The following is a 25,070-nucleotide window of genomic DNA, read 5'->3' as shown; positions in this document are numbered from 1 at the left end:
AATTGAACATGCCAAGAAAAGGCCCTGTTCCGAAACGTGATGTACTTCCAGATCCGGTGTACAACAGCAAATTAGTAACACGTTTCATTAACAAAGTTATGTACGATGGCAAAAAAGGCATTGCTGAAACTATCGTATATGATGCATTCGAAATTATTCGTTCCAAAATGGGTCAAGACCCAATGGAAGTTTTTGATCAAGCATTGAAAAATGTTATGCCTGTACTTGAAGTACGTGCTCGCCGTATCGGTGGTGCGAACTATCAAGTTCCAGTTGAAGTTCGTGCTGATCGCCGTCAAACACTCGGTATTCGCTGGGTTGTAAACTACGCTCGTCTTCGTGGTGAACGCACTATGAAAGAACGCTTAGCAGGCGAATTGATGGACGCTTTCAACAATGCAGGCGCTGCAATCAAGAAAAAAGAAGATACTCATAAAATGGCAGAAGCTAATAAAGCATTTGCTCATTATCGTTGGTAATAAGAGGTGACAACTGTGGCAAGAGAGTTTTCCTTAGCAAAAACTCGTAATATCGGTATCATGGCCCACATCGATGCTGGTAAGACAACAACTACAGAACGTATCCTCTACTATACAGGTATCGTTCATAAGATCGGCGAAGTACATGAAGGCGCTGCTACGATGGACTGGATGGAGCAAGAACAAGAACGTGGTATCACAATCACTTCTGCTGCGACAACTTGTCAATGGAAAGAACATCGTATCAACATCATCGATACTCCTGGTCACGTTGACTTTACTGTAGAGGTAGAACGTTCTCTACGTGTACTTGACGGTTCTGTTGCGGTATTCAGTGCTAAAGGTGGCGTTGAACCTCAATCCGAAACAGTATGGCGTCAAGCTTCTAACTACGGCGTACCTCGTATCGCTTATGTAAATAAGATGGATACTGTAGGTGCTGACTTCTTCAACGTAGTTGACATGATGAAATCCCGTTTAGGTGCAAATTCCGTAGCTATTCAAGTGCCAATCGGCGCTGAAGATACTTTCAAAGGTATCATCGACTTGATGACTATGAAAGCGGAAATTTACTTATCCGATGACGGTAAAGAATTTGAAATCACTGATATCCCAGCTGAATATCAAGAAGTAGCAGAAGCTCGTCGCGAAATGATGATCGATGCTATCGCTGAAACAGATGACGATATCATGATGAAATACTTGGAAGGCGAAGAAATTACTGAAGAAGAATTGAAAGCAGCATTGCGTAAAGCAGTTATTGCTAACCAATTGTTCCCAGTTCTTTGTGGTTCTTCCTACAAAAACAAAGGTGTACAAATGTTGTTGGACGCTGTAATCGATTACATGCCAGCTCCAATCGACATCCCAGCCATTAAAGGTGTAGTTCCTGGTTCTGAAGAAGAAACAACTCGTCCTTCTTCCGATGAAGAGCCATTCTCCGCATTGGCATTCAAAATCATGGCTGACCCTTATGTTGGTAAATTAGCGTTCTTCCGTGTGTACTCCGGTACATTGGAATCCGGTTCTTACGTTTTCAACTCCACTAAAGGTAAAAAAGAACGTATCGGCCGTATTCTTCAAATGCACGCTAACTCCCGTAAAGAAATCGAACGCGTATACTCTGGTGACATCGCTGCGGCGGTTGGCTTGAAGGATACTACTACAGGCGACACATTGTGTGATGAAAAGAATCCTGTAATCCTTGAATCCATGGAATTCCCTGAACCAGTTATCTCCGTTGCTGTTGAACCTAAAACAAAAGCTGACCAAGAAAAAATGGGTACAGCTCTTGCTCGTTTGGCAGAAGAAGATCCTACTTTCAAAGTTCGTACTGATGAAGAAACAGGTCAAACTATTATCTCCGGTATGGGCGAACTTCACTTGGATATCATCGTTGACCGTATGAACCGTGAGTTCAAAGTAGATTGTAACGTAGGTAAACCTCAAGTAGCATATCGCGAAACTATCCGTAAAGCTGTCAAAGCTGAAGGTAAATTCGTACGTCAGTCTGGTGGTCGTGGTCAATATGGTCACTGCTGGTTGGAATTGATTCCACAAGAACCAGGCGCTGGCTTCGAATTTGAAAATAAGGTCGTAGGTGGTGCAATTCCTCGTGAATACATTGGACCTGTAGAAAACGGTGTTAAAGAAGCTATGGAATCCGGTGTTATCGCTGGTTATCCAATGGTTGACATCAAAGTTATCGTATTTGACGGCTCCTACCATGACGTTGACTCCAACGAAATGGCCTTCAAAATCGCTGGTTCCATGGGCTTTAAAGAAGGTGCTCGCAAAGCAGATCCTGCATTGCTTGAACCATACATGTCCGTAGAAGTAGACGTTCCTGAAGAATACATGGGCGACGTTATCGGTGACTTGAACTCCCGTCGTGGTCGCATGGACGGCATGGAAGCTCGTAATGGCAACCAACATATCAAAGCATATGTTCCATTGAGCGAAATGTTCGGTTACGCAACAGACCTTCGTTCTAAAACTCAAGGTCGCGGTAACTACTCCATGACATTCGATCATTACGAAGAAGTTCCTAAGAAAATTGCTGAAGAAATTCAAGCAAAGAAAAACGGTTAATCTTACATTAGATTAATAGAATTACTATTTTCCTCGGAGGATAATTTAAAATGGCTAAAGAAAAATTTGAACGTACGAAACCGCATGTTAACATCGGTACAATCGGTCACGTTGACCATGGTAAAACTACTTTGACTGCTGCAATCACAAAAGTATTGGCTGAAAAAGGCCAAGCTGACTTCCAAGATTACAGCATGATCGATAAAGCTCCAGAAGAACGTGAACGCGGTATCACAATCAACACTGCACACGTTGAGTATGAAACTGCTAACCGTCACTATGCACACGTTGACTGCCCAGGCCATGCTGACTATGTTAAAAACATGATCACTGGTGCGGCTCAAATGGACGGCGCTATCTTGGTATGTTCCGCAGCTGACGGCCCTATGCCACAAACTCGCGAACACATCTTGTTGGCTCGCCAAGTTGGTGTTCCTGCAATCGTAGTATTCTTGAACAAAGCTGACATGGTTGACGACGAAGAATTGATCGAATTAGTAGAAATGGAAGTTCGTGAACTTCTTTCCTCCTACGAATTCCCTGGCGACGAAGTACCTATCGTTGTAGGTTCCGCTTTGAAAGCTTTGGAAGGCGACGCTCAATATGTAGCTAAAATCGACGACTTGATGGACGCTGTAGACTCCTACATCCCAACACCAGTTCGTGATACTGACAAACCTTTCTTGATGCCTGTAGAGGACGTTTTCACAATCACTGGTCGTGGTACAGTAGCAACTGGCCGTGTTGAACGTGGTCAAGTAAACGTTGGCGATACTATCGAAGTAGTAGGCTTGAAAGAAAAAGCTGAACAATACGTAGTAACTGGTCTTGAAATGTTCCGTAAAGTGTTGGATTCTGCAGTAGCAGGTGACAACGTAGGTGCATTGCTTCGTGGTGTTGACCGTAAAGACATCGAACGTGGTCAAGTATTGGCTAAACCAGGTTCCATCAAACCACACACAAAATTCAAAGCAGAAGTTTACGTATTGACTAAAGAAGAAGGTGGCCGTCATACTCCATTCTTCTCCAACTACCGTCCACAATTCTACTTCCGTACAACAGACGTAACAGGTGTTGTAAACCTTCCTGAAGGTGTAGAAATGTGTATGCCTGGCGATAACGTAACAATGAACATCGAATTGATTACACCAATCGCTATTGAAGAAGGTCTTCGTTTCGCGATTCGCGAAGGTGGCCACACAGTAGGCGCTGGCGTAGTAACAGCAATCGAAGGTTAATTTAACCTTTTATGCTCATCGTAGTGATGCGTTGAGCACAATACATGCAGCACTCAGAGCGGCAGCTAATGCCGCTCTCGTGTTGTGTTTTTAAACTATGAAGTAGAAGGTTGCCTCTGCGGAGGAGAATTTCTATGGAGCAGCCCATTCACGAAATGGACGACAGGAGGAATTATTAATAATGGCTAAACAGCAAAAAATCCGTATTCGCCTTAAGGCATACGACCACAAAGCTCTCGATCAAAGCGCTGCTAAGATCGTAGACACTGCAAAAAGAAATGGCGCTATGGTTTCTGGTCCGATTCCATTGCCAACAGAAAAGAATATCTTCACAATTCTTCGTTCTGTACACGTAAACAAAGATTCTCGTGAACAATTCGAAATGCGTACACATAAACGCTTAATCGATATTCTTGAACCAAATTCGAAAACAGTAGATGCTATCACTCGTTTAGATTTACCAGCTGGTGTATCTATTGAAATAAAACTATAAGGAGGTGCGATAATGTCTAAAGCTATTTTGGGTAAAAAATTGGGAATGACACAAGTCTTCACAGCTGAAGGCCAATTAGTTCCTGTAACAGTAGTGGAAACTACCCCAAGCGTTGTAGTGCGCGTTAAGACTGTTGAAACAGACGGCTACGAAGCAGTACAAATTGGTTACGGTTCCATTAAAGAAAAACATTTAACAAAACCTGTAAAAGGTCAGTTCGACAAAGCTGGCGTAGCTCCAGTGAAATATCTTCGCGAAGTTCGCGTTGCAAATGCAGCTGACTACACAGTAGGCCAAACTCTGGCAGCTGATATCTTCGCAGAAGGTGAATTAGTGGACGTAGTGGGTACAGGTAAAGGTAAGGGTTTTGCTGGCACAATTAAACGCCATAACTTCTCCCGTGGTCCTGAAACTCATGGTTCTAAATCTCACCGTGAACCTGGTTCCATCGGTCCTATGATCTCCGGTGGTGGCGGTAAGGTATACAAAGGTAAAAAACTCCCTGGACAAATGGGTGGTTACAGAGTTACCGTACAACGCTTATCTGTTGTGAAAGTTGATGCTGAACGTAACCTTTTATTGGTTAAAGGCGGTATCCCAGGCGCTAAAGGCAGCTTGGTTATGGTTCGCAACACGGTTAAACCTGTTAAATAATCATTTGTCGAAAGGAGGATTATGTAATGCCTACAGTAGCAACATATAATCAATCCGGCGTTAAAGTCGGTGAAATACAGTTAAACGATGCAGTATTCGGCGTTGAAGTTAACGAAGCCGTAATGCATCAAGCCGTAGTTCGTCAATTGTCTAACGAACGTCTCGGCACACATGCAACAAAAACTAGAGGTATGGTTCGTGGCGGTGGCCGCAAACCTTGGAAACAAAAAGGTACTGGCCGTGCACGTGCAGGCTCCAGCCGTTCCCCAATCTGGATCGGTGGCGGTACTACATTTGGTCCACAACCTCGCAGCTATTACAAAGCTATGCCTCGTAAGGCTAGACGTTTAGCAGTTAAATCTGCTCTTAGCGATAAAGTGAATAATAGCGAATTATACGTTTTGGAAGAAATCACATTAGCAGCTCCTAAAACTAAAGAAGTGTTGAACATTATCAATAGCTTCAACGTTGGTGATGCAAAAGTATTGTTCATCACTGAAGGTGATGTAAATGTTGAACGTTCCGCTCGCAACATTCAAGGTGTTAAAGCTTTGGCTTGCGAAGGTATGAACATTTTCGATCTTCTTCATTACGATAAGCTCTTCATTACTAAAGGCGCTGTCGCAAAAATCGAGGAGGTACTTGGATAATGCAATTACATGATGTACTAATCCGCCCGGTTATTACCGAAAAATCCACTATGCTTATGGAAGAAGGCAAATACACTTTCCGTGTGCCTTTAACTGCAAATAAAGTGCAAATCCGTCAAGCAGTTGAAAAAATCTTCAATGTAAAAGTAGAAAAAGTAGCTACTATTCGCGTTTTAGGCAAAACTAAACGCATGGGTCGTACACAAGGTAAACGTAGCGATTACAAAAAAGCTATCGTTACTTTGAAAGCTGGCGAATCCATTGAATTCTTTGAAGGTGTCTAAGAGTCTAGTTGTAAGGAGGCCCACTAATGGCAATTAAATCATTTAAACCGTACTCCGCTGGTCGCCGGTTTATGACAGTATCCGCCTTCGACGAAATCACAGCAAGCAAACCGGAAAAATCCTTGCTCGCTAAGGTTTCTCAAAAAGGTGGTCGTAACAATACTGGTAAAATGACAGTTCGTCACCAAGGTGGCGGTCATAAACGTCAATACCGTATTATTGACTTCAAACGTACTAAAGATAATATTCCAGCTAAAGTAGCAACAATCGAGTATGATCCTAACCGTTCTTCTCGTATCGCTTTGCTTAACTATGCTGATGGTGAAAAACGCTACATTTTAGCTCCTAACGGCTTAAAAGTTGGTGACGTTGTTTTCTCCGGTCCTGAATCCGATATTAAACCTGGTAACTGCTTACCATTGATTAATATCCCTGACGGTACACAAATCCACAATATCGAATTAAAAATCGGTAAAGGTGGCCAAATCGTTCGTTCCGCTGGTACATCCGCTCAATTGATGGGTAAAGATAATGGCTATGCTATTCTTCGTTTACCATCTGGCGAAATGCGTCGCGTACGTCAAGAATGCCGTGCAACAGTTGGTGTTGTTGGTAACACTGACCACAGCAACCAAGTAATTGGTAAAGCTGGTCGTCATCGTTGGATGGGCGTTCGTCCTGGCACTCGTGGTGTTGTAATGAACCCTTGTGACCATCCACATGGTGGTGGTGAAGGTAAATCTCCTGTTGGTCGTAAACATCCTGTTACACCTTGGGGCAAACCAGCACATGGTGTTAAAACTCGCGACAAGAAAAAAGCTTCTAACAGCTTAATCATTAAACGTCGTACAAAATAGGATAAAGGAAAGGAGATAAAATAGTGTCCAGATCTATTAAAAAAGGCCCTTTCGTAGCAGATCATTTGCTTAAGAAAGTTGAAGCTTTAAACGAAACTAACGAAAAGAAAGTTGTAAAAACCTGGTCCCGTGCCTCTACTATTATCCCAAGTTTTGTAGGCCACACAATTGCTGTGCATGATGGTCGCAAACACGTACCTGTATTCATTACAGAAGATATGGTAGGTCATAAATTAGGTGAGTTCGCTCCTACACGTACTTATAAAGGTCATGGTAAGGACGAAAAATCTACAGGCAGAAAATAGGAGGAATTAATACATGGAAGCAAAAGCAATCGCTAGACATATCCGAATCGCGCCTCGTAAAATCCGTATCGTTGCTGATTTAGTGCGCGGTAAAAACATCGGCGAAGCATTTGCCATCTTGAAGTTCACTCCGAAAGTTGGCGCTGATGTAGTAGAAAAAGTTATGCGTTCTGCAATCGCAAACGCTGAACATAATTTCGATATGAATGTTGACAATCTTTACGTATCCGAGATCTTCGTTGATCAAGGCCCTACATTAAAACGCATTCATCCTCGTTCCCGTGGTCAAGCGTTCAAAATTTTGAAACGCACTAGCCACGTAACAGTAGTAGTTAAAGAAAGAGCTTAAGAAGGAGGGAAACAGAGTGGGTCAAAAAGTTAATCCACACGGTTTGCGTGTCGGTATCGTAAAAGATTGGGACGCAAAATGGTATGCAGATAAAGATTTCGCTGCTAATCTTCATGAAGACGTAAAAATTCGTAACTTCTTGAAAGAAACCCTTTTCATTGCTGGTATTTCCCGCATTGAAATCGAGCGTACAAATAAACGTATTAAATTGACTATCCACACTGCAAAACCAGGTATGGTTATCGGTCGTGGTGGTGCTGGTATCGAAGATATCAAAAAAGCAATGACTCGTTTCACTGACAAACAAGTGGACGTTAATATCGCAGAAATTAAACAAGCAGACATGGATGCAACTTTAGTTGCTGAAAACATTGCTGGCCAATTGGAACGCCGTATCGGCTTCCGTCGTGCAATGAAACAAGCTGTAGGTCGTACAATGCGCTTAGGTGCAAAAGGTATCAAAATCATGGTAAGCGGTCGTCTTGGCGGCGCTGAAATCGCTCGTAGCGAATCCTACCGTGAAGGTTCTATTCCTTTGCATACACTTCGTGCAGACATCGACTACGGTACTGCTGAAGCTCATACAACATATGGTTGTATCGGCATTAAAGTATGGATTTACAAAGGTGAAGTTTTGCCAGAAGCAAAACAACCTGCTAATAAGGAAGAAGGTGGCAAGTAATGCTTATTCCAAAGCGCGTAAAACATCGTAAGCAATTCCGCGGCCGTATGAAAGGTCGTGCTATGCGCGGTAATACAGTGTCTCATGGTGAGTTCGGCTTGGTAGCATGCGAACCATCTTGGATCACTAACCGTCAAATCGAAGCTGCCCGTATTGCTATGACTCGTTATATCAAACGTGGTGGTAAAGTATGGATTAAAATTTTCCCTGACAAACCAATTACAGCTAAACCAGCTGGTACTCGTATGGGTTCCGGTAAAGGTTCTCCTGAATACTGGGTAGCAGTAGTTAAACCAGGTCGTGTAATGTTTGAAATGGACGGTGTGCCAGAAGCTACAGCTCGTGAAGCTATGCGTCTTGCAAGCCATAAACTTCCAATCAAATGCAAATTTGTTGTTAAGGGTAAAGAATTGGGTGGTGACGTAAATGAAGGTTAATGACATTCGCAATATGAGCGCTGCCGAAATGGAACAAAAAGTTTCCGGTCTTAAGGAAGAGTTATTTAACCTCCGTTTTCAGCTTGCAACAGGTCAATTAGAAAATCCTATGCGCATTCGTGAAGTTAAGAAGACAATCGCTCGTATTAAAACTGTACAACGTGAAGTTGAACTTAAATCTGAAAACGCATAATAACAGATTTGTTAAAGGTTGAAAAGGAGGCTTAAAATCGTGGCAGAAGAAAGAAACGTACGTAAAGTCCGCGTAGGTAAAGTTGTAAGCGACAAAATGAATAAAACTGTTGTTGTTGCTGTAGAACGTAAAGTACCTCACGCATTATATAACAAGCCAATGGTTAGCACAAAACGCTTCAAAGCTCATGATGAAAACAATGAGTGCCAAGTTGGCGATACAGTTAAAATTGTAGAAACTCGTCCACTTTCTAAAGATAAATGTTGGAGAGTTGTTGAAATTCTTGAAAGACTAAAATAAGAGTGATGTAAGGAGGAATAGACGATGATCCAGCAACAAACAATTTTGAATGTTGCCGACAACACTGGTGCAAAACGTATTATGTGCATCCAAGTCATGGGCGGTTCTTATCGCAAATTCGGCAATATCGGTGACGTAATCGTTGCTTCTGTAAAAGATGCATCACCCGGTGGCGTTGTCAAGAAAGGCGACGTAGTCAAAGCTGTTATTGTTCGTTCTAAAAAAGGTATCCGCCGTCAAGACGGTTCCTATATCCGTTTCGATGAAAACGCAGCAGTAGTTATTAAAGATGACAAGACCCCTCGTGGTACTCGTATCTTTGGACCTGTAGCTAGAGAACTTCGTGAAAAAGACTTCATGAAAATTGTTTCTTTGGCTCCAGAAGTATTATAAGAAGGAGGAACGCAGCATATGGCTAAACTACAAATCAAAAAAGGCGATACAGTTGTTGTTATCTCCGGTAAAGATAAAGGTAAGCAAGGTACAGTTATCGCAACTGAACCTAAAAAAGAACGCGTATTTGTTGAAGGCGTTAACACTGTAAAACGTCACACAAAACCTTCCCAAGCTAACCCACAAGGCGGCATCGTTACTAAAGAAGCTGGTATCCATGTTTCTAACGTAATGGTTGTTGACCCAGAAACTAAAACAGCTACTCGTATCAAAAAAGTTGAAGGCAAAGACGGTAAATTCGTTCGCGCTACAGTTAAATCTGGTACAGTACTTAAATAATCAGGAAAGGAGGAGCTAAATAAATGTCTCGTTTATTTGAACAATACAACTCTGAAATTAAAAAGAGTTTGCAAGAAAAATTCCAATACGGCAACGTTATGGAAATCCCTAAATTGGAAAAAATCGTTATCAACATCGGCGTTGGTGATGCAGTAGGCAATGCAAAAGCATTGGAAGCAGCAGTTAATGATTTGACTATCATCGCTGGTCAAAAACCTGTAATCACAAAAGCTAAAAAATCCATTGCGAACTTTAAAGTTCGTGAAGGCATGGCGTTGGGTACAAAAGTTACTCTTCGTGGCGAACGCATGTATGAATTCCTTGATAGATTGATCAATGCGGCATTACCTCGTGTACGTGACTTCCGCGGTATCAGCGCTACTGCATTCGATGGCCGTGGTAACTACGCTTTGGGTCTTAAAGAACAGCTCATCTTCCCTGAAATCGAATATGATCAGGTAGAACGTGTTACAGGTATGGATATCATTATCGTAACAAGTGCTAATACAGATGAAGAAGCTCGTGAATTGTTGACTCAATTCGGTATGCCTTTTGAAAAATAATAGGAGGAACATATAGATGGCTAAAAAATCTATGATTGAACGCGAAAAGAAACGCGCTAAAATCGTTGAAAAATATGCAGCTAAACGTGAAGCGTTAAAAGCAGCAGGTGATTATGAAGGCTTATCCAAATTACCAGCAAACGCATCCCCAACACGCTTGCACAACCGTTGCAACTTAACTGGTCGTCCTCACGGCTATATGCGTAAATTCGGTATCAGCCGTATTGCGTTCCGTGAATTGGCGTACAAAGGACAAATTCCTGGTGTTAAAAAAGCCAGCTGGTAATATTAGACGAGAGGAGGTTTTTAGATTATGGTAATGACCGATCCTATCGCGGATATGCTTACGCGCATCCGTAATGCAAACGCTGCACTTCATGAAACGGTAAACATTCCTGCATCTAGAATGAAAGCAGCAGTTCTTGACATCCTTTTACAAGAAGGTTTCGTTAAGAGCGTTGAAAAAGAAGAAAATACTTTAAAAGTAACATTGAAATATGGTTCCAATAACGAAAAAGTTATTACAGGAATTAAACGTATTTCCAAACCTGGTTTACGTGTTTACGCGAAAAAGGAAGAACTTCCTCGTGTACTTGGTGGTTTGGGTATCGCAGTTATTTCTACATCCAAAGGCGTTATGAGCGACAAACAAGCTCGTAAAGAGGGTCTTGGTGGCGAAGTAATCGCATACGTTTGGTAATAGTAGCAATAGGAGGTAGAAATAATGTCACGTATCGGTAGAATGCCTATCGAGATCCCTGCAGGCGTTACTGTTACATATGATAACCATCATATGAACGTAAAAGGTCCTAAAGGCGAATTATCTCGCGATTTGCATCCAGATATGATTATCACTGTAGAAGGTAACACAATTACAGTAGCTCGTCCTTCCGAGGATAAAGCTCATCGTTCCCTTCACGGTTTGACTCGCGCTCTTGTTGCTAATATGGTAACAGGCGTATCTGAAGGATTCACAAAAACTCTTGAAATCAACGGTGTTGGTTACAGAGCGGCTAAACAAGGCAATAAATTAGCTCTTACACTTGGCTTCTCTCATCCAGTAGAAATGGAAGCTCCAGCTGGTATTACAATTGACGTTCCAGCTCCTAACAAAATCATTGTGTCTGGTGCAGACAAAGAAGTTGTAGGCGCAGTAGCAGCTGATATCCGTAAATGGAGAAAACCAGAACCTTACAAAGGTAAAGGTATCCGCTATGAAGGCGAAGTTGTTCGTCGTAAAGCTGGTAAAGCTGGTGCAAAAGGTAAATAGTAATATCATCTATATGAATGAAAGGAGTGAATATCTTGCCTCGTAAATCTAGTAGAAACATCGCTCGAGCAAAACGTCATCTTCGTATTCGCCGTCACATCTCTGGTACGGCAACTTGCCCACGTTTGAACGTATTCCGTTCTTTAGGCAACATCTATGCTCAAGTTATCGATGACGTAGCAGGTACAACTTTGGTTGCTGCTAGCTCTTTAGATAAAGATTTGAACTTATCCTATGGTGGTAACGTAGCTGCTGCAAAAGCTGTTGGTGAAGCAGTTGCTAAAAAAGCTATCGCTAAAGGTATTGACACAGTAGTGTTTGACCGTGGTGGTTACATTTACCACGGCCGCGTAGCAGCCCTTGCAGAAGGTGCTCGTGAAGCAGGCTTAAAATTCTAAGAAGGAGGAACTATAGACATGGCGAGAATTGACTACACCAGTCTTGATCTTAAAGAAAGAGTAGTATTCATCAACCGCGTAGCCAAAGTAGTTAAAGGCGGTCGTCGTTTTTCCTTCAGCGCTCTTGTAGTTGTTGGTGATGGCAACGGTTATGTAGGCGTTGGCTTAGGTAAAGCAGCGGAAGTACCAGAAGCAATTCGCAAAGGTATCGATGATGCTAAGAAAAATATTGTAAACGTAGCTATTAAAAATGGTACAATCCCTCACAGCGTAACAGGCGTATTCGGTGCAGGCCGCGTATTCTTGAAACCAGCTGCTGAAGGTACTGGCGTTATCGCTGGTGGCCCTGTTCGTGCCGTATTGGAATTAGTAGGTGTTCGTAACATCTTGACTAAATCCTTGGGTTCTTCTAACCCTAACAATATGGTTCGTGCTACAATCGAAGGTTTGAAAGATTTGAAACGCGCTAGCGAAGTTGCTGAACTTCGTGGTAAAACCGTTGAAGAAATCTATAACGCGTAATAAGGAGACAAGAAATGGCACAAGTTAAAGTAACATTAACAAGAAGCTTAATCGGTCGTCCTGAAGATCAACGCGCGACAGTTAAAGCTTTGGGCTTGAAAAAAACTAATTCTCAAGTTGTAAAAGAAGTAACACCTCAAATCGAAGGTATGCTTCACAAAGTTAGACATTTAGTTAAAGTTGAAGAAGTTTAATACTGATAAGGAGGTGCACTGAATGAAACTTCATGAATTACAACCAGCAGCTGGTTCCAAAAAAGCTCGTACTCGTGTAGGCCGTGGTTTAGGTTCTGGCTTGGGTAAAACATCTGGTCGTGGTCAAAAAGGTCAAAACTCCCGTTCTGGCGGTGGCGTTCGCTCCGGTTTTGAAGGCGGCCAAATGCCTCTTTATCGTCGTTTACCAAAACGCGGTTTCAACAACAGCGTTTTTGCTAAACAATATGCTGAAGTTAACGTAGAACAATTGAACCGTTTTGAAGACGGTGCAACAGTTGATCCAGTAGCTCTTATTGAAGCTGGCATTTTGAAAAATGTACGCGATGGTATTCGTATTTTAGGTAACGGTACATTGGAAACTAAAAACTTGACTGTTATCGCTAATGGCTTCACTAAATCTGCTGAAGAAAAAATCACAGCAGCAGGCGGAAAAGTAGAGGTGATCTAGGGTGCTAGATAGCCTCTCGAACATCTTTAAGATTACCGAGTTACGTAATAAGATTTTGTACACGTTGATGATGTTTGCCGTGTTTAGAGCCGGTATTCACATTCCAGTACCAGGTGTAGATGCATCTGTCATTGAATCTTTGTTTACATCCGGTAACCTATTCGGTCTATTAGACTTGTTTGCTGGTGGTGCGCTTAGTAAGTTCTCTATCTTTGCAATGAGTATTACCCCTTACATCAATGCTTCCATCATCATGCAACTGCTTCAGTCTGTAGTTCCACAGTTTGAAGCATGGAGTAAAGATGGTGAGGATGGGCGTAAGAAAATAGCGAAGGTAACTCGTTATGGCACCGTAGTCCTTGGCTTTGTACAAGCCGCAGGCATGGCATTTGCTCTTAGAGCAAACAACGCTTTGGTAAATAATGATTTCCTTAGTGTATTTGTGGTGGCCATCATTCTTACAGCAGGCACATGCTTGTTGATGTGGATTGGTGAGCAAATCACAGCATATGGTATAGGTAATGGTATTTCCTTGATCATCTTTGCTGGTATCGTAGCTCGATTACCAGATGGTCTAGAAACAATTTATCAATATATCCAAAACGGAACAATTAACATGTTCCAAGCATTCTTATTTGCTGTAATTGCACTTGCGATGATTGCTGTCGTAGTCGCAGTTACACAAGGCCAACGTCGCATTCCTATCCAATACGCAAAACGCGTAGTAGGGCGTAAAATGTACGGTGGTCACTCTACATTCTTGCCGTTGAAAGTCAATCAGGCAGGTGTAATCCCAATTATCTTTGCGTCATCTGTGTTGATGTTCCCTGTGACGATTGCGCAATTTATTGACAATGAATTCGTTCATAAAATTGCGGATCTATTTACATGGGGTACGCCGTTACAAACGGCATTGTATGCATTATTGATCTTTATCTTTACGTATTTCTATACTGCAATCTCTATCAACATTACAGATATGGCAGATAATATGAAAAAATACGGTGGTTTTATCCCAGGCATTCGTGCGGGTAAACCAACTGCTGATTATGTGGATAACGTGATGACCAGAATCACTTTGGCTGGCGCTGTATTCTTAGCTGTCGTTGCTATTATACCGAATTTCCTCGGTAGCATTACCGGCGTCCAAGGCGTATACTTTGGTGGTACGGCTCTTCTCATCGTTGTAGGTGTAGCACTTGATACAATGCAACAAATCGAGTCGCTCATGGTAACACGCCACTATAAAGGCTTTGTGAAATAGGAGGGAAACAATATGTATATTCTATTAATGGGACCTCCTGGTGCTGGTAAAGGCACTCAGGCAGCTCGACTTATTGAAAAATACGGTATTCCCCAAATTTCAACAGGTGATATGTTCCGCGCTGCGATTAAGAACGAAACACCTCTTGGAGTTGAGGCTAAGAAATACATCGATGCTGGTCAATTGGTACCAGACAGTGTAACTGTTGGTATCGTACGTGATCGCTTGGTGAAAGATGACTGCAAATCTGGATTTATTCTTGACGGTTTCCCAAGAACTACAGCACAAGCTGTATCCTTGGATGCAATCCTTAAAGAATTAGGAATTTCTTTGGACGCTGTACTTAACTTAAACGTTCCTACTGAGGAATTGGTTAAACGTATTAGCGAACGAGCTGTTCTAGAAAATCGTGCTGATGATAACCCTGAAACAGTACAGAAACGTCTAGCTGTGTACGACGAATCAACTAAACCATTAATCGACTACTATCGCAACAGCGGATTGTATGAAGAAATCAATGGTTTACAAGATGTAGACGCAGTATTTGCTGACATCATTAAGGCGTTGGAGAAATAATCTATGATTATTTTGAAATCGCCCCATGAGATTGAATGTATCCGCAAGGCAAGTAAGCTTACAGCAGACACGTTGTCCTTGTTAGTAGAAAAGGCTAAACCTGGCATCACGACGCTTGAGTTAGATACAATTGCCGAAGAATATATTCGCAGCCACGGTGGTATACCAAGTTGTAAAGGGTACTATGGATTCCCTGCAACAATCTGTGCTTCTGTCAATGAAGAAGTCGTTCATGGTATTCCGAGCGCTAAGCGCAAGCTTAAAAACGGCGATATCCTCAGTATTGATCTTGTATCATCTATTGATGGATATCACGGCGATTCGGCTGTGACGGTTCCTATCGGTCACGTCAAACCTGATGTGATGAAATTGTTAAAAGTTACAGAAGAAAGTCTGTTCAAGGGAATTGAACAAGTGAAAGTTGGTAACCGAATTGGTGCCATCGGCCACGCTGTTCAAACGTATTGTGAGAAACATGGTTACGGTGTCGTTCGCGACTTCGTAGGTCATGGTTTAGGCCGCGAAATGCATGAAGATCCGCAAATACCAAACTATGGTAGTCCTGAACAAGGACCTATTATGAAACCAGGTATGGTATTGTGTATCGAACCGATGATTACTCTAGGGACGCATCGTGTTCGTGTATTAGGGGATGACTGGACAGCAGTTACCACAGATGGTAAACCTGCTGCTCATTTCGAACATACAGTGGTTGTTACAGAAAACGGCCCTGAAATATTAACTATGCGGGAAGAACCGCGGTTAATTAAATAAAACAGGTAACCGGAGGAAAAGATATGTCAAAAGAAGACGTTATTGAGGTGGAAGGTACGGTAGTTGAGGCATTACCGAATGCCATGTTCCAAGTAGAATTGGAAAATGGTCATATCGTATTGGCTCATGTGTCAGGTAAAATGCGTATGAATTTTATCCGTATTCTTCCTGGTGATAAAGTTACTATGGAACTGACACCGTATGACTTAAATCGTGGTCGCATCACCTATCGCTTTAAATAAGCATAGGGTCCACAAAGGAGGTACTAATGAAGGTTCAACCATCAGTTAAAAAGATATGCGAAAAATGTAAAATCATTAAACGCAAAGGCCGTGTAATGGTTATTTGCGAAAATCCAAAACATAAACAAAAACAAGGATAATCTGATAGGAGGTGGATGATTAGATGGCACGTATCGCCGGTGTAGACTTACCTCGTGATAAACGAGTGGAAATTGGTTTAACTTATATTTATGGTATTGGTCCAACTTTGGCAGCTGAAATCATTGCTAAAACTGGCATCAATCCAGACACACGCGTTCGCGATCTTTCCGAAGATGAAGTCGTGAAAATCCGTGAATTGTTAGATGCTGAATACAAAGTAGAAGGTGACCTTCGTCGTGAAGAAGCACTTAACATTAAACGCTTAATTGAAATCAACTCCTATCGAGGCAAACGTCATCGTATGGGTTTACCACTTCGTGGTCAACGTACTAAAACGAATGCACGTACTCGCAAAGGTCCTAGAAAAGCAATTGCTGGTAAAAAGAAATAAGATAAAGGAGGGATAAAGCGTGGCTAAAAAAGTTGTTAGAACAAAAAGAAAAGAAAAGAAACATATTGAATCCGGTGCGGCTCATATTCGTTCTACATTCAATAACACTATCGTAACTTTGACAGATACAAACGGTAACGCGTTGTCTTGGGCTTCCGCTGGTGGCTTGGGCTTCCGTGGTTCCCGTAAATCCACTCCATTCGCTGCTCAAATGGCTGCTGAACAAGCTGCTAAAGCTGCAATGGAACATGGTCTTCGCACTGTTGAAGTATTCGTAAAAGGTCCTGGATCCGGCCGTGAAGCTGCAATCCGTGCTTTACAAGCTGCAGGTCTTGAAGTTACTTCCATTAAAGACGTAACTCCAATTCCTCACAATGGTTGTCGCCCTCCAAAACGCCGTCGTGTATAATTGATAGCGGCCGATTTGATACGGTGCTATAATTAAACTATGAACGTGTGTTGTATAGGAGGATGTTCCTGATGAGCGAAGAAAAGAAACTTAAAATCGAGAAAGTGGACATCGCCGACGGCGGTCGCTATGGTAAGTTCGTATGTGAACCATTAGACCGTGGTTATGGTATCACTCTTGGTAATAGCTTACGCAGAATTTTGCTTTCATCCTTGGATGGGGCAGCTATCACCTCTATCAAAATTGATGGAGTTCTTCATGAATTCTCTACTATTCCTGGTATTCGCGAAGACGTTACGGATATCATCCTTAACTTAAAGCAATTGTGCATCAAAGTTGAAGAAGATGCTCAATTACCTTTGGAAGTACATTTTGACTTCCAAAAGGACGGCGTATTGACAGCTGCTGATTTGGCTGAACAATTCCCACCAGAAGTAGAAGTATTGAATCCTGAACTCGTGATTGCGACAATGGATGAGACAGCTCATCTCGTAATGGATGTAGTAATCGAACGTGGCAAAGGTTACGTTCCTTCTACGAAGAATAAAAAAGATACAGATGTTATCGGTTGCATTCCAATCGATTCCATCTTCTCTCCAATTCTTCGTGCTAAATACGAAGTGAGTGATGTTCGTGTAGGCAATGAAATGGACTTTGACAAACTTACATTAGAAGTTTGGACTGATGGTTCCATTACCGCTGCTGATGCAGTGGCAAAATCTGCTGCCATTATGATTGGTTATTTAGGGAACTTCACTAAATTAGCGCACTCTGCAGACGTTGTAGATGTTAACACAGGTGAAGGCGGTATCGTTGTTGATCCAGTAGGTTCCGATAATGAAGAACCAGCTGTAGATGACGGCCCAGCAAAGATTTCCATCGATGAGTTGGAGCTCTCTGTTCGTGCGTATAACTGCTTGAAACGTGCTGGCATTAATACAATTGCAGATTTGCTAGACAAAACCATTGATGACTTAGGAAAAGTTCGCAATTTAGGTAAAAAATCCATCGATGAAATTGAGGAAAAACTCAACAATCATCCAGGTGGTTTTCACCTTAAACAAAAAGGCGAATAAGGAGGAAGACGAATGTACAGAAAATTAGGCCGCGACAGCTCCGCTCGTAAAGCGTTGTTCCGTAGCATGTTAACATCTTTCTTCCAATATGAGCGTATTGAAACTACTGAAGCTAAAGCGAAAGAACTTCGCTCTTTAGCAGATCAAATGGTAACTTTGGCTAAACGTGGTGATCTTCATGCACGTCGCCAAGTTCTTGCATACCTCATGGATGAAAGTGTAGTAAAAAAATTGTTTGATACAATTGCTCCAAAATATGCAGACCGTCAAGGTGGTTACACTCGTGTAATCAAAACTGGTCTTCGCAAAGGTGACGCTGCACCTTTGGCTATTATCGAGTTAGTTTAATCAAACTCATACGGTGTTGTAACTTATGTTGCAGCACCGTTTTTTTATTGTCAATTTTATGGTACAATCGATTAGTACAATATCGTAATATATTAGCAGTTATCGTAAAGGATGAATAAGTATTGTTAACCTTATGATATATATTTATGGCATTAATTAATGCTTAATTTATAAAGTGGATTACATTAATTTGTTGTAGTTAATAGGTCAATAATGTGATATACAATTTAAAGGTGATACTTTCATAGAAACGAAATTGACTAGAAAGATATGAGGCTATTCATGAACGAAAAAGACATTATGATTGATGTCAATCATATGAGTCATATATATACTGATGAAAACGGCAATGATGTACGCGCATTAGATGATGTGAATTTATCCATCAAGCGCGGCGAGTTTGTATGTATTATCGGTACCAATGGCAGTGGTAAAAGTACCCTAGCCAAGCATTTTAATGTGCTATTACAACCTAGCGAAGGTCATGTTAATGTATGTGGCTTTGATACGCGCGATGAAGCGCATATTTGGGATATTCGCCAACATGTAGGCATGGTATTCCAAAATCCTGATAACCAAATCGTAGCGGCTGTCGTAGAAGAGGACGTTGCCTTTGGTCCTGAAAATCTAGGCATTCCTAGTGATGAAATTAGAAAACGTGTCGATGCAGCGTTAGAAGCTGTTAATATGACTGAATATAGAGAACATGGTCCTCACTTGTTATCTGGTGGTCAAAAGCAGCGCATTGCCATTGCTGGCGTGCTTGCTATGAAACCAGATTGTATTGTCCTCGATGAACCAACGGCCATGCTCGATCCAAAAGGTCGTCGTGAGGTCTTAGAGACAGTCCATAAGCTCAATAAAGAAGAGGGCATTACTATCGTCTTTATTACACACTTCATGGAGGAAGCCGTTACGGCTGACCGTGTGGTGGTTATGAAAAATGGTGTGAAATTACACGATGGCACACCTCGTGAAATCTTTAGCCATGTAGATACCTTGAAAGAACTTGGCCTCGATGTGCCTGTAGCCTCTGAAATTGCTTTCAAATTAAATGCAAAAGGTTATGAAGTGGGTAACAGCATTATAAACAATGAAGAACTAGCAGAAGGTCTTAAAGGCTCAAAACTGGCAGATCAATTAGTAAACTCTAATCATGTGGCTGCTAAGGTTGAAGAAGTTTCTGCTAGTGAGCTGACAATTGATGCAAGAGGGGAGGGAGCTCACTAATGGCGATTGTATTAGATAATATTACATACACCTATGGCATGGGAACTCCTTTTGAAAAAACAGCCCTTCATGGTATATCTCTTACTATTGAAAATGGTGAATTTCTAGGTGTTATCGGTCATACTGGTTCTGGTAAATCCACCTTTGTACAACATTTAAATGGTTTATTACACCCTACGACAGGTACAGTAACCGTAAATGGTGTAGATATTAGTGCTTCCACAGAGGAAGCTAAAAAGATGCGCCACAAGGTAGGCATGGTATTCCAATACCCAGAGCATCAACTATTTGAAGAAACCATCGCTGAAGACATTGCCTTTGGGCCTAAAAATTTAGGTCTTAGTGCTGATGAAGTAGATGAACGCGTTCGTGATGCTATGAAGTTTGTAGGTCTTGACTACGATACCTATGCAGAACGATCTCCGTTCCACTTGTCTGGTGGTCAAATGCGCCGTGTTGCTATTGCTGGCGTAGTGGCTATGAACCCAGACTTTTTAGTTCTTGATGAACCATCTGCAGGCCTAGACCCATTTGGTCGTGAAGAAATCTTTGAGGAAATCATTCGTCTCCATAAGGAGAAAGGAATTACGGTTATTCTTGTATCCCATAATATGGAGGATATTTCCCGCATGGCCTCTCGCCTAGTAGTACTCGATAAAGGTCGTATAGTACTCGATGGGGAACCGATGGATATCTTTAATAATCATCGAGATGCATTGCAAGCTGTTGGCGTAGATGTACCGCCCGTGTCTGTAACTATGGAGTACTTACGTGAACAAGGTCTTGATGTGTCTAACAGAGTCCTATCTGTAGATGATGCAGTACAAGCAATTCTAGAAGGAGGTAGCCATGTTAAATAACATTACTATTGGTCAATACTTCCCTGGAAATTCTTTCTTGCACCGCATGGATCCACGAGCAAAGATTATTGCTACTACTATTTTCGTAGTTGCCATCTTCTTGGCAGATTCACCGCTAGCTTATGGCATTGTAGGTGGTTTTACAATCTTTGCCATGCTATTATCTCGTTTACCACTACGTCTTATGTGGACCGCTATTAAACCACTTTGGATTATCATTGTATTTACTATGGGGATTCACATTTTTACGACACCTGGTAATACCATTTTCCAATGGGGTATTATTAATATCACCGATCATGGTGTGGCAATGGGCCTTCAAATGGCGGCACGATTAATCTTCTTAATCTTGTTCTCCTCGTTGTTGACGTATACCACATCTCCTATTCGTTTAACTGATGGTATCGAGCATTTGCTCAATCCATTCCGTCGCATTGGCGTACCGGCTCATGAGCTGGCTATGATGATGACCATTGCACTTCGTTTTATTCCGACTTTATTGGATGAGACGGATCGTATTATGAAAGCCCAATCCGCCCGTGGTGCAGACTTTGTGACCGGTTCTATCATTCAACGAGCAAAGAATATGGTGCCCTTATTGGTACCATTATTTATCAGTGCTTTCAGACGTGCTGATGAACTGGCTATCGCTATGGAGGCTCGCTGTTATCGCGGCGGTGTAAATCGTACGCGTATGAAAGAATTACAAGTGACCTATGTCGATTATATCGGTGTCGGTGCTGTTATTTTGGTTACTGTTGTACTCATTGCGTTGTGGTGGCTTGGTCTATGAGAAATATACGGATCATAGTTGCTTATGATGGCACTGATTTAGCGGGCTATCAAAAGCAACCTGATGATAAGGGCTTAACCGTACAAGGTTGTTTAGAATATGGCTTGTCAAAAATCTGTAATGAGCCCATTCAAATCTACGGTGCTTCTCGTACGGATGCAGGGGTACATGCAAAGTTTCAAGTATGTACCTTTCAAACCTCTGGTACTATACCTGTAGAAAATATTCCCCGTGCCATGATAGCTCATATTCCTAAAGATATTGTGGTCCTTGAAGCTGTGGAAATTCCACTCGATTGGAAGCCACGTTGGAATATATACGGTAAAGAGTATGTATATACTATTCATAATCAGCTCATTGCTAATCCGTTGACGAAACGATATCACTGGCATGTAAAGAAGCCTCTCAATATTGAGCTTATGCAAGCTGCTGGTAATGAATTACTAGGTACACATGATTTTACGACCTTAAAGGGGACGAATTCTACACCGGCTGATCCCATTAAGACGATTATGGGCATTCATGTAGAGGGAAAGGGACCTCATGTGACTATTTCTGTGGTAGGCGATGGGTTCTTATACCATATGGTACGTAATATTGCAGGCTTACTCGTAGATGTAGGACTTGGTCGCCGTAAGGTGGAGGATATCAAAGGCTATTTAGCTGCTAAAGACCGTCGCGTTATCGGAAAAACTGCGCCCGCTCAAGGTTTATGTTTAGAAGAAATCTTCTTTACTGAGGAACGACAACAAGAGGTATTACGGAATAAATATTCTATATAATTTAAGAATAAATATTCTATATAATTTCATATAGAATATTTTTTAAACGAGTAATTATGAAACGATGAGCATAAATACTAAAAGGATACTACGAAAAAAGTAGTATCCTTTTTCTCTTATAAGTTTTAGTTATAATGCTCTAATTTATACCTATTATTATGAGAAATGATACATTGTAAACCTAAAGTATACATGATACAATGACGATATAAGACAGATTCGTACTATACATATATAAAAATAGTAAGTTAGACTCTTGTCAGCAGTGTAATTTTTATCCTAAGGAGGGTGAATCTCTTGCAAAAACGTAAAGATTTTATCTGGAAAATGGGCGGCCAACAAGGTGAAGGTATCGAGAGTTGCGGCGAAATTATGGCGACAATCCTCGCTAAAGAAGGCTATTCCTTGTATAGCCAACGTTTATTTGCATCTCGTATCAAAGGTGGTCATACTACATTCGCATTGCGCGTAGCATTAGAACAAATTATGTCTATCGGTGAAGGTGTAGACTTCTTGCTAGCTCTTGACCAAGAAACTGTTGATATGCATGGTTCTGAAGTTCGTGATGGCGGTTACATCATCTGTGATAGCAAAGTAAAACCGGACTTCTCTAAATACGAAGGTACAAAAATCAATTGCTTATCCTTGCCAATCTCTGAAACAGCGATGAAACAAGGCTCTATGTTGATGCGTAACATCGTAGCACTTGGCATGTCCGTAGCACTTCTTGGTTTTGAAACTAAGTTGTTCAAAGATGCTATTGCTGAACAATTCGCAAAAAAATCCCAAGAAATTATCGATAAAAACTTGGCTGCTTTCGACGATGGTCATGGCCTTGTAATGGAAAAATTGGGCGATGTTGAAATCGATACATTGACAGCTCCTGGTAAGAAAGATCAAATGTTCTTATTAGGTAACGAAGCATGTGCTCTTGGTGCTATTGCAGCGGGTTCCCGTTTCATGGCATCTTACCCTATTACACCGGCATCCGAAGTAATGGAATTCATGATTAAAAACATGGATAAATTGGGTGCTACTGTTGTTCAAACAGAAGATGAAATCGCAGCATGCATGACAGCTATGGGCGGCGTATACGCTGGTGTTCGTGGCTTCACATGTACTTCTGGCCCTGGTCTTTCCTTGATGGCAGAATCCTTGTCCATGGCTTCCATGGCTGAATTGCCAATGGTTGTTATCGACGTTCAACGTTCTGGCCCATCTACTGGTATGGCTACAAAAGTTGAGCAATCCGATATTGATGCGGCTTGCTACAATGCACATGGCGACTACTCCGGTATCGTAATTTCTCCAACATCTATCGAAGAATGCTTCTATGAAATTCAAAAAGCTTTCAACTTGGCAGAAATGTACCAATGTCCAGTAATCTTTATGCCTGACTTACAACAAGGCTTGAATAAACAATCTGTTCCTACTTTCGACTTGAACCGTGTACCTATTAACCGCGGTAAAATGATGAAAGAAGCAGAACTTCCTGCATTGGAACAACCTAAATACTTCAAACGCTTTGAATTGACTGAAGATGGTATTTCTCCTCGTACAATTCCTGGCATGAAAAATGGTCTATTCCTTTCCACAGGCTTAGAGCATAACGAAGAAGGTAAACCAGCAGAAGCGCCTACAATGCACGTAGCGCAAACTGATAAACGTTTCCGCAAATTGGAAACTGTAGCTGATAACTACGAACCATTCTTGAACAACGCTAAATACGACGAAGCAGATGTACTTGTTGTAGGTATGGCTTCTAGCCGTGGCGCTATCGAAGAAGCAGTTGCTGAATTCGATCAAGAAGGTGTTAAAGTTAATCACTTGCAATTGCGCTTGATTAAACCATTCCCAGCAAAACAATTACAACCATTCTTTGATGCTGCGAAAAAAGTGGTTATCGTAGAGCACAATAAAACTGGTCAATTGACTAACTTGTTTAAAATCAACATGCATAAGAAAAATAAAATTTCTAGCTGCTTAAAATACGATGGTAATCCATTCACAAAAAGTTATGTGAAAAATGCGATTAAGGAGGTCCTATAATATGGCAACAGCTAAAGATTACAGAAACGATATTCGTCCTAACTGGTGCCCAGGCTGTGGCCATTATGGGGTTCAAGCAGCGATTACTGACGCTGTAGTAGCGAAAAATATTCCACCAGAAAAATTAGCAGTAATTTCCGGTATCGGTTGCTCCAGCCGTATCGGTGGTTATTTCTACGCTTACGGTGCTCATACAACTCATGGTCGTGCACTTCCTTACGCTCAAGGCGTAAAACTTGCTAACCAAGACTTAGAAGTTATCGCATTCTCCGGTGACGGTGATGCGTTCGCTATCGGTATGGGTCACACTATCCATGCTTTCAAACGTAATGTAAACATGACATACGTTGTAATGGATAACCATGTATATGGTTTGACTAAAGGTCAAGCATCCCCTCGTTCCGACATCGGTTTTGTTACAAAAACAACTCCTCATGGTGCGTTCGAGTCCCCATTGTCCATCTGTGAAACTGCGATTGCAGCAGGTGCTACATTCGTAGCTCAAAGCTACATGATCAACCGTGAAGAACTTGTTGATTTGATTCAACAAGCTATGGACCATGATGGCTTCTCCTTCATCAACGTATTTAGCCCATGTGTTACATACAACAAACGCAACAGCTATGACTGGTTCAAAGAACACTTAGTAGCATTGCCTGAAGGCTATGATCCAACAGATCGTGCAGCAGCACTTAAAACTTTGGGCGATACAGATGGTTTGGTTACTGGTCTTATTTACCAAAACACATCTAAACCTTCCTTCGAAAAATCCTTGGCAGCAGCTAATGGCGGCGCACACCCACGTCCATTGACTGAAGACGTTGTAAAACCTGACCAAGCATTATTCGACAGCCTTTGTAATGGCTTCAAATAAGCATTAGCAGAACACAATAGATACTTGCTTATCTACATGATAAACGGGCTCTCTGTCAAATGTTGGGGTATTCACCCTACGAGTCTTCTTTGGCACCAATC

39 protein-coding genes are annotated in these 25,070 nt (G+C 41.7%); all 39 read left to right on the top strand.

What is annotated here, in order from left to right; genetic code table 11:
- Positions 1–8 precede the first annotated feature (8 nt).
- Positions 9–479, top strand: a complete 471-nt coding sequence (gene rpsG, locus RYM16_RS02025) for a 30S ribosomal protein S7 (RefSeq protein WP_004693556.1) — start codon at positions 9–11, stop codon at positions 477–479.
- Between the two features lie 15 nt (positions 480–494).
- Positions 495–2,570 carry an elongation factor G gene (gene fusA, locus RYM16_RS02020; protein WP_054748732.1) on the top strand — a complete coding sequence of 692 codons (2,076 nt, stop codon included), beginning with the start codon at positions 495–497 and terminating at the stop codon, positions 2,568–2,570.
- A gap of 50 nt (positions 2,571–2,620) precedes the next feature.
- On the top strand, positions 2,621–3,808 hold the full coding sequence (gene tuf / locus RYM16_RS02015) for an elongation factor Tu (RefSeq protein ID WP_009351099.1): 1,188 nt from the start codon (positions 2,621–2,623) through the stop codon (positions 3,806–3,808).
- 181 nt (positions 3,809–3,989) lie between these two features.
- Positions 3,990–4,301, top strand: coding sequence for a 30S ribosomal protein S10 (rpsJ, locus tag RYM16_RS02010; protein WP_004695100.1), 312 nt, complete (start codon positions 3,990–3,992; stop codon positions 4,299–4,301).
- Between the two features lie 12 nt (positions 4,302–4,313).
- Positions 4,314–4,955 carry a 50S ribosomal protein L3 gene (rplC, locus tag RYM16_RS02005; protein WP_004695102.1) on the top strand — a complete coding sequence of 214 codons (642 nt, stop codon included), beginning with the start codon at positions 4,314–4,316 and terminating at the stop codon, positions 4,953–4,955.
- A gap of 26 nt (positions 4,956–4,981) precedes the next feature.
- On the top strand, positions 4,982–5,605 hold the full coding sequence (gene rplD, locus RYM16_RS02000; RefSeq protein WP_004695105.1) for a 50S ribosomal protein L4: 624 nt from the start codon (positions 4,982–4,984) through the stop codon (positions 5,603–5,605).
- The gene (rplW, locus tag RYM16_RS01995) at positions 5,605–5,889 is read left to right on the top strand and encodes a 50S ribosomal protein L23 (protein ID WP_004695108.1); all 285 of its coding nucleotides are present in this window, start codon (positions 5,605–5,607) and stop codon (positions 5,887–5,889) included. Before rplD ends, rplW begins: the two co-directional genes overlap by 1 nt.
- 26 nt (positions 5,890–5,915) lie before the next feature.
- Positions 5,916–6,746 (top strand): 50S ribosomal protein L2, encoded by an 831-nt coding sequence (rplB, locus tag RYM16_RS01990; RefSeq protein ID WP_009351255.1) that lies wholly within the window; start codon positions 5,916–5,918, stop codon positions 6,744–6,746.
- A gap of 23 nt (positions 6,747–6,769) precedes the next feature.
- Positions 6,770–7,051 (top strand): 30S ribosomal protein S19, encoded by a 282-nt coding sequence (gene rpsS / locus RYM16_RS01985; RefSeq protein WP_009351118.1) that lies wholly within the window; start codon positions 6,770–6,772, stop codon positions 7,049–7,051.
- Positions 7,052–7,064: 13 nt separating this feature from the next.
- Positions 7,065–7,400 (top strand): 50S ribosomal protein L22, encoded by a 336-nt coding sequence (gene rplV / locus RYM16_RS01980; RefSeq protein ID WP_004695112.1) that lies wholly within the window; start codon positions 7,065–7,067, stop codon positions 7,398–7,400.
- 16 nt (positions 7,401–7,416) lie between these two features.
- Complete coding sequence (gene rpsC, locus RYM16_RS01975) at positions 7,417–8,082, top strand: 30S ribosomal protein S3 (RefSeq protein WP_288991710.1); 666 nt, start codon at positions 7,417–7,419, stop codon at positions 8,080–8,082.
- Entirely contained in the window at positions 8,082–8,519 is a 438-nt protein-coding gene (gene rplP, locus RYM16_RS01970) for a 50S ribosomal protein L16 (protein ID WP_004695114.1), read from the top strand. Before rpsC ends, rplP begins: the two co-directional genes overlap by 1 nt.
- Entirely contained in the window at positions 8,509–8,712 is a 204-nt protein-coding gene (rpmC, locus tag RYM16_RS01965; RefSeq protein ID WP_004695115.1) for a 50S ribosomal protein L29, read from the top strand. Before rplP ends, rpmC begins: the two co-directional genes overlap by 11 nt.
- 39 nt (positions 8,713–8,751) lie before the next feature.
- On the top strand, positions 8,752–9,012 hold the full coding sequence (gene rpsQ / locus RYM16_RS01960; RefSeq protein WP_009351146.1) for a 30S ribosomal protein S17: 261 nt from the start codon (positions 8,752–8,754) through the stop codon (positions 9,010–9,012).
- 24 nt (positions 9,013–9,036) lie between these two features.
- The gene (rplN, locus tag RYM16_RS01955) at positions 9,037–9,405 is read left to right on the top strand and encodes a 50S ribosomal protein L14 (RefSeq protein WP_004695117.1); all 369 of its coding nucleotides are present in this window, start codon (positions 9,037–9,039) and stop codon (positions 9,403–9,405) included.
- A gap of 18 nt (positions 9,406–9,423) precedes the next feature.
- A complete protein-coding gene (rplX, locus tag RYM16_RS01950) occupies positions 9,424–9,744 on the top strand; it encodes a 50S ribosomal protein L24 (RefSeq protein WP_004695118.1) in 321 nt (106 codons plus the stop codon).
- A 23-nt stretch (positions 9,745–9,767) separates the two neighbouring features.
- A complete protein-coding gene (gene rplE / locus RYM16_RS01945) occupies positions 9,768–10,307 on the top strand; it encodes a 50S ribosomal protein L5 (protein WP_009351120.1) in 540 nt (179 codons plus the stop codon).
- Between the two features lie 16 nt (positions 10,308–10,323).
- Entirely contained in the window at positions 10,324–10,593 is a 270-nt protein-coding gene (gene rpsN / locus RYM16_RS01940) for a 30S ribosomal protein S14 (RefSeq protein ID WP_004695122.1), read from the top strand.
- A gap of 27 nt (positions 10,594–10,620) precedes the next feature.
- The gene (gene rpsH, locus RYM16_RS01935) at positions 10,621–11,007 is read left to right on the top strand and encodes a 30S ribosomal protein S8 (RefSeq protein WP_009351061.1); all 387 of its coding nucleotides are present in this window, start codon (positions 10,621–10,623) and stop codon (positions 11,005–11,007) included.
- Between the two features lie 24 nt (positions 11,008–11,031).
- Positions 11,032–11,577: a 50S ribosomal protein L6 gene (gene rplF / locus RYM16_RS01930; RefSeq protein WP_009351078.1), complete on the top strand. Its 546-nt coding sequence runs from the start codon at positions 11,032–11,034 to the stop codon at positions 11,575–11,577.
- 17 nt (positions 11,578–11,594) lie between these two features.
- Positions 11,595–11,975 carry a 50S ribosomal protein L18 gene (gene rplR, locus RYM16_RS01925; RefSeq protein ID WP_050781715.1) on the top strand — a complete coding sequence of 127 codons (381 nt, stop codon included), beginning with the start codon at positions 11,595–11,597 and terminating at the stop codon, positions 11,973–11,975.
- A gap of 18 nt (positions 11,976–11,993) precedes the next feature.
- Complete coding sequence (rpsE, locus tag RYM16_RS01920) at positions 11,994–12,497, top strand: 30S ribosomal protein S5 (RefSeq protein ID WP_004695136.1); 504 nt, start codon at positions 11,994–11,996, stop codon at positions 12,495–12,497.
- 14 nt (positions 12,498–12,511) lie between these two features.
- On the top strand, positions 12,512–12,691 hold the full coding sequence (rpmD, locus tag RYM16_RS01915) for a 50S ribosomal protein L30 (protein ID WP_004695138.1): 180 nt from the start codon (positions 12,512–12,514) through the stop codon (positions 12,689–12,691).
- Positions 12,692–12,713: 22 nt separating this feature from the next.
- A complete protein-coding gene (gene rplO / locus RYM16_RS01910) occupies positions 12,714–13,160 on the top strand; it encodes a 50S ribosomal protein L15 (protein ID WP_009351117.1) in 447 nt (148 codons plus the stop codon).
- Position 13,161: 1 nt separating this feature from the next.
- Positions 13,162–14,424, top strand: a complete 1,263-nt coding sequence (secY, locus tag RYM16_RS01905) for a preprotein translocase subunit SecY (protein WP_288991711.1) — start codon at positions 13,162–13,164, stop codon at positions 14,422–14,424.
- Positions 14,425–14,436: 12 nt separating this feature from the next.
- The gene (locus tag RYM16_RS01900) at positions 14,437–15,000 is read left to right on the top strand and encodes an adenylate kinase (protein WP_009351243.1); all 564 of its coding nucleotides are present in this window, start codon (positions 14,437–14,439) and stop codon (positions 14,998–15,000) included.
- Positions 15,001–15,003: 3 nt separating this feature from the next.
- On the top strand, positions 15,004–15,774 hold the full coding sequence (gene map, locus RYM16_RS01895; RefSeq protein ID WP_009350994.1) for a type I methionyl aminopeptidase: 771 nt from the start codon (positions 15,004–15,006) through the stop codon (positions 15,772–15,774).
- Positions 15,775–15,797: 23 nt separating this feature from the next.
- Positions 15,798–16,016 carry a translation initiation factor IF-1 gene (gene infA / locus RYM16_RS01890; RefSeq protein WP_004695147.1) on the top strand — a complete coding sequence of 73 codons (219 nt, stop codon included), beginning with the start codon at positions 15,798–15,800 and terminating at the stop codon, positions 16,014–16,016.
- Positions 16,017–16,042: 26 nt separating this feature from the next.
- Entirely contained in the window at positions 16,043–16,156 is a 114-nt protein-coding gene (rpmJ, locus tag RYM16_RS01885) for a 50S ribosomal protein L36 (RefSeq protein WP_004695148.1), read from the top strand.
- A gap of 23 nt (positions 16,157–16,179) precedes the next feature.
- Positions 16,180–16,548, top strand: a complete 369-nt coding sequence (rpsM, locus tag RYM16_RS01880) for a 30S ribosomal protein S13 (RefSeq protein ID WP_009351251.1) — start codon at positions 16,180–16,182, stop codon at positions 16,546–16,548.
- 19 nt (positions 16,549–16,567) lie between these two features.
- The gene (gene rpsK, locus RYM16_RS01875; protein WP_004695151.1) at positions 16,568–16,957 is read left to right on the top strand and encodes a 30S ribosomal protein S11; all 390 of its coding nucleotides are present in this window, start codon (positions 16,568–16,570) and stop codon (positions 16,955–16,957) included.
- Positions 16,958–17,028: 71 nt separating this feature from the next.
- On the top strand, positions 17,029–18,033 hold the full coding sequence (locus tag RYM16_RS01870) for a DNA-directed RNA polymerase subunit alpha (RefSeq protein ID WP_273299350.1): 1,005 nt from the start codon (positions 17,029–17,031) through the stop codon (positions 18,031–18,033).
- A gap of 12 nt (positions 18,034–18,045) precedes the next feature.
- Positions 18,046–18,381 (top strand): 50S ribosomal protein L17, encoded by a 336-nt coding sequence (gene rplQ / locus RYM16_RS01865; RefSeq protein WP_004695155.1) that lies wholly within the window; start codon positions 18,046–18,048, stop codon positions 18,379–18,381.
- 282 nt (positions 18,382–18,663) lie between these two features.
- Complete coding sequence (locus RYM16_RS01860) at positions 18,664–19,611, top strand: energy-coupling factor transporter ATPase (protein WP_314981986.1); 948 nt, start codon at positions 18,664–18,666, stop codon at positions 19,609–19,611.
- Positions 19,611–20,471, top strand: a complete 861-nt coding sequence (locus RYM16_RS01855; protein ID WP_314981984.1) for an energy-coupling factor transporter ATPase — start codon at positions 19,611–19,613, stop codon at positions 20,469–20,471. The genes RYM16_RS01860 and RYM16_RS01855 overlap by 1 nt, the downstream gene beginning before the upstream one ends.
- Positions 20,461–21,264 carry an energy-coupling factor transporter transmembrane protein EcfT gene (locus tag RYM16_RS01850; RefSeq protein ID WP_105081916.1) on the top strand — a complete coding sequence of 268 codons (804 nt, stop codon included), beginning with the start codon at positions 20,461–20,463 and terminating at the stop codon, positions 21,262–21,264. Before RYM16_RS01855 ends, RYM16_RS01850 begins: the two co-directional genes overlap by 11 nt.
- Positions 21,261–22,046 (top strand): tRNA pseudouridine(38-40) synthase TruA, encoded by a 786-nt coding sequence (gene truA / locus RYM16_RS01845; protein ID WP_314981982.1) that lies wholly within the window; start codon positions 21,261–21,263, stop codon positions 22,044–22,046. Before RYM16_RS01850 ends, truA begins: the two co-directional genes overlap by 4 nt.
- Before the next feature lie 297 nt (positions 22,047–22,343).
- Positions 22,344–24,095, top strand: coding sequence for a 2-oxoacid:acceptor oxidoreductase subunit alpha (locus RYM16_RS01840; RefSeq protein ID WP_105097394.1), 1,752 nt, complete (start codon positions 22,344–22,346; stop codon positions 24,093–24,095).
- Between the two features lies 1 nt (position 24,096).
- A complete protein-coding gene (locus RYM16_RS01835) occupies positions 24,097–24,969 on the top strand; it encodes a 2-oxoacid:ferredoxin oxidoreductase subunit beta (protein ID WP_265137744.1) in 873 nt (290 codons plus the stop codon).
- The last annotated feature ends 101 nt before the right edge of the window (positions 24,970–25,070 follow it).

The sequence above is a fragment of the uncultured Veillonella sp. genome, assembly GCF_963524655.1.
Lineage (GTDB): Bacteria > Bacillota > Negativicutes > Veillonellales > Veillonellaceae > Veillonella.
This window is presented reverse-complemented; position numbering and strand designations above follow the sequence as displayed.

Excerpts from the sequence above, each read along its gene's own strand:
- rpsG (WP_004693556.1), top strand. The coding sequence starts at position 9 with ATGCCAAGAAAAGGCCCTGTTCCGAAACGTGATGTACTTCCAGATCCG.
- tuf (WP_009351099.1), top strand. The coding sequence starts at position 2,621 with ATGGCTAAAGAAAAATTTGAACGTACGAAACCGCATGTTAACATCGGT.
- rpsJ (WP_004695100.1), top strand. The coding sequence starts at position 3,990 with ATGGCTAAACAGCAAAAAATCCGTATTCGCCTTAAGGCATACGACCAC.
- rplC (WP_004695102.1), top strand. The coding sequence starts at position 4,314 with ATGTCTAAAGCTATTTTGGGTAAAAAATTGGGAATGACACAAGTCTTC.
- rplD (WP_004695105.1), top strand. The coding sequence starts at position 4,982 with ATGCCTACAGTAGCAACATATAATCAATCCGGCGTTAAAGTCGGTGAA.
- rplW (WP_004695108.1), top strand. The coding sequence starts at position 5,605 with ATGCAATTACATGATGTACTAATCCGCCCGGTTATTACCGAAAAATCC.
- rplB (WP_009351255.1), top strand. The coding sequence starts at position 5,916 with ATGGCAATTAAATCATTTAAACCGTACTCCGCTGGTCGCCGGTTTATG.
- rplV (WP_004695112.1), top strand. The coding sequence starts at position 7,065 with ATGGAAGCAAAAGCAATCGCTAGACATATCCGAATCGCGCCTCGTAAA.
- rplP (WP_004695114.1), top strand. The coding sequence starts at position 8,082 with ATGCTTATTCCAAAGCGCGTAAAACATCGTAAGCAATTCCGCGGCCGT.
- rpmC (WP_004695115.1), top strand. The coding sequence starts at position 8,509 with ATGAAGGTTAATGACATTCGCAATATGAGCGCTGCCGAAATGGAACAA.
- rplN (WP_004695117.1), top strand. The coding sequence starts at position 9,037 with ATGATCCAGCAACAAACAATTTTGAATGTTGCCGACAACACTGGTGCA.
- rplX (WP_004695118.1), top strand. The coding sequence starts at position 9,424 with ATGGCTAAACTACAAATCAAAAAAGGCGATACAGTTGTTGTTATCTCC.
- rplE (WP_009351120.1), top strand. The coding sequence starts at position 9,768 with ATGTCTCGTTTATTTGAACAATACAACTCTGAAATTAAAAAGAGTTTG.
- rpsN (WP_004695122.1), top strand. The coding sequence starts at position 10,324 with ATGGCTAAAAAATCTATGATTGAACGCGAAAAGAAACGCGCTAAAATC.
- rpsH (WP_009351061.1), top strand. The coding sequence starts at position 10,621 with ATGGTAATGACCGATCCTATCGCGGATATGCTTACGCGCATCCGTAAT.
- rplF (WP_009351078.1), top strand. The coding sequence starts at position 11,032 with ATGTCACGTATCGGTAGAATGCCTATCGAGATCCCTGCAGGCGTTACT.
- rplR (WP_050781715.1), top strand. The coding sequence starts at position 11,595 with ATGAAAGGAGTGAATATCTTGCCTCGTAAATCTAGTAGAAACATCGCT.
- rpsE (WP_004695136.1), top strand. The coding sequence starts at position 11,994 with ATGGCGAGAATTGACTACACCAGTCTTGATCTTAAAGAAAGAGTAGTA.
- rpmD (WP_004695138.1), top strand. The coding sequence starts at position 12,512 with ATGGCACAAGTTAAAGTAACATTAACAAGAAGCTTAATCGGTCGTCCT.
- rplO (WP_009351117.1), top strand. The coding sequence starts at position 12,714 with ATGAAACTTCATGAATTACAACCAGCAGCTGGTTCCAAAAAAGCTCGT.
- RYM16_RS01900 (WP_009351243.1), top strand. The coding sequence starts at position 14,437 with ATGTATATTCTATTAATGGGACCTCCTGGTGCTGGTAAAGGCACTCAG.
- map (WP_009350994.1), top strand. The coding sequence starts at position 15,004 with ATGATTATTTTGAAATCGCCCCATGAGATTGAATGTATCCGCAAGGCA.
- infA (WP_004695147.1), top strand. The coding sequence starts at position 15,798 with ATGTCAAAAGAAGACGTTATTGAGGTGGAAGGTACGGTAGTTGAGGCA.
- rpmJ (WP_004695148.1), top strand. The coding sequence starts at position 16,043 with ATGAAGGTTCAACCATCAGTTAAAAAGATATGCGAAAAATGTAAAATC.
- rpsM (WP_009351251.1), top strand. The coding sequence starts at position 16,180 with ATGGCACGTATCGCCGGTGTAGACTTACCTCGTGATAAACGAGTGGAA.
- RYM16_RS01870 (WP_273299350.1), top strand. The coding sequence starts at position 17,029 with ATGAGCGAAGAAAAGAAACTTAAAATCGAGAAAGTGGACATCGCCGAC.
- rplQ (WP_004695155.1), top strand. The coding sequence starts at position 18,046 with ATGTACAGAAAATTAGGCCGCGACAGCTCCGCTCGTAAAGCGTTGTTC.
- RYM16_RS01860 (WP_314981986.1), top strand. The coding sequence starts at position 18,664 with ATGAACGAAAAAGACATTATGATTGATGTCAATCATATGAGTCATATA.
- RYM16_RS01855 (WP_314981984.1), top strand. The coding sequence starts at position 19,611 with ATGGCGATTGTATTAGATAATATTACATACACCTATGGCATGGGAACT.
- RYM16_RS01850 (WP_105081916.1), top strand. The coding sequence starts at position 20,461 with ATGTTAAATAACATTACTATTGGTCAATACTTCCCTGGAAATTCTTTC.
- truA (WP_314981982.1), top strand. The coding sequence starts at position 21,261 with ATGAGAAATATACGGATCATAGTTGCTTATGATGGCACTGATTTAGCG.
- RYM16_RS01835 (WP_265137744.1), top strand. The coding sequence starts at position 24,097 with ATGGCAACAGCTAAAGATTACAGAAACGATATTCGTCCTAACTGGTGC.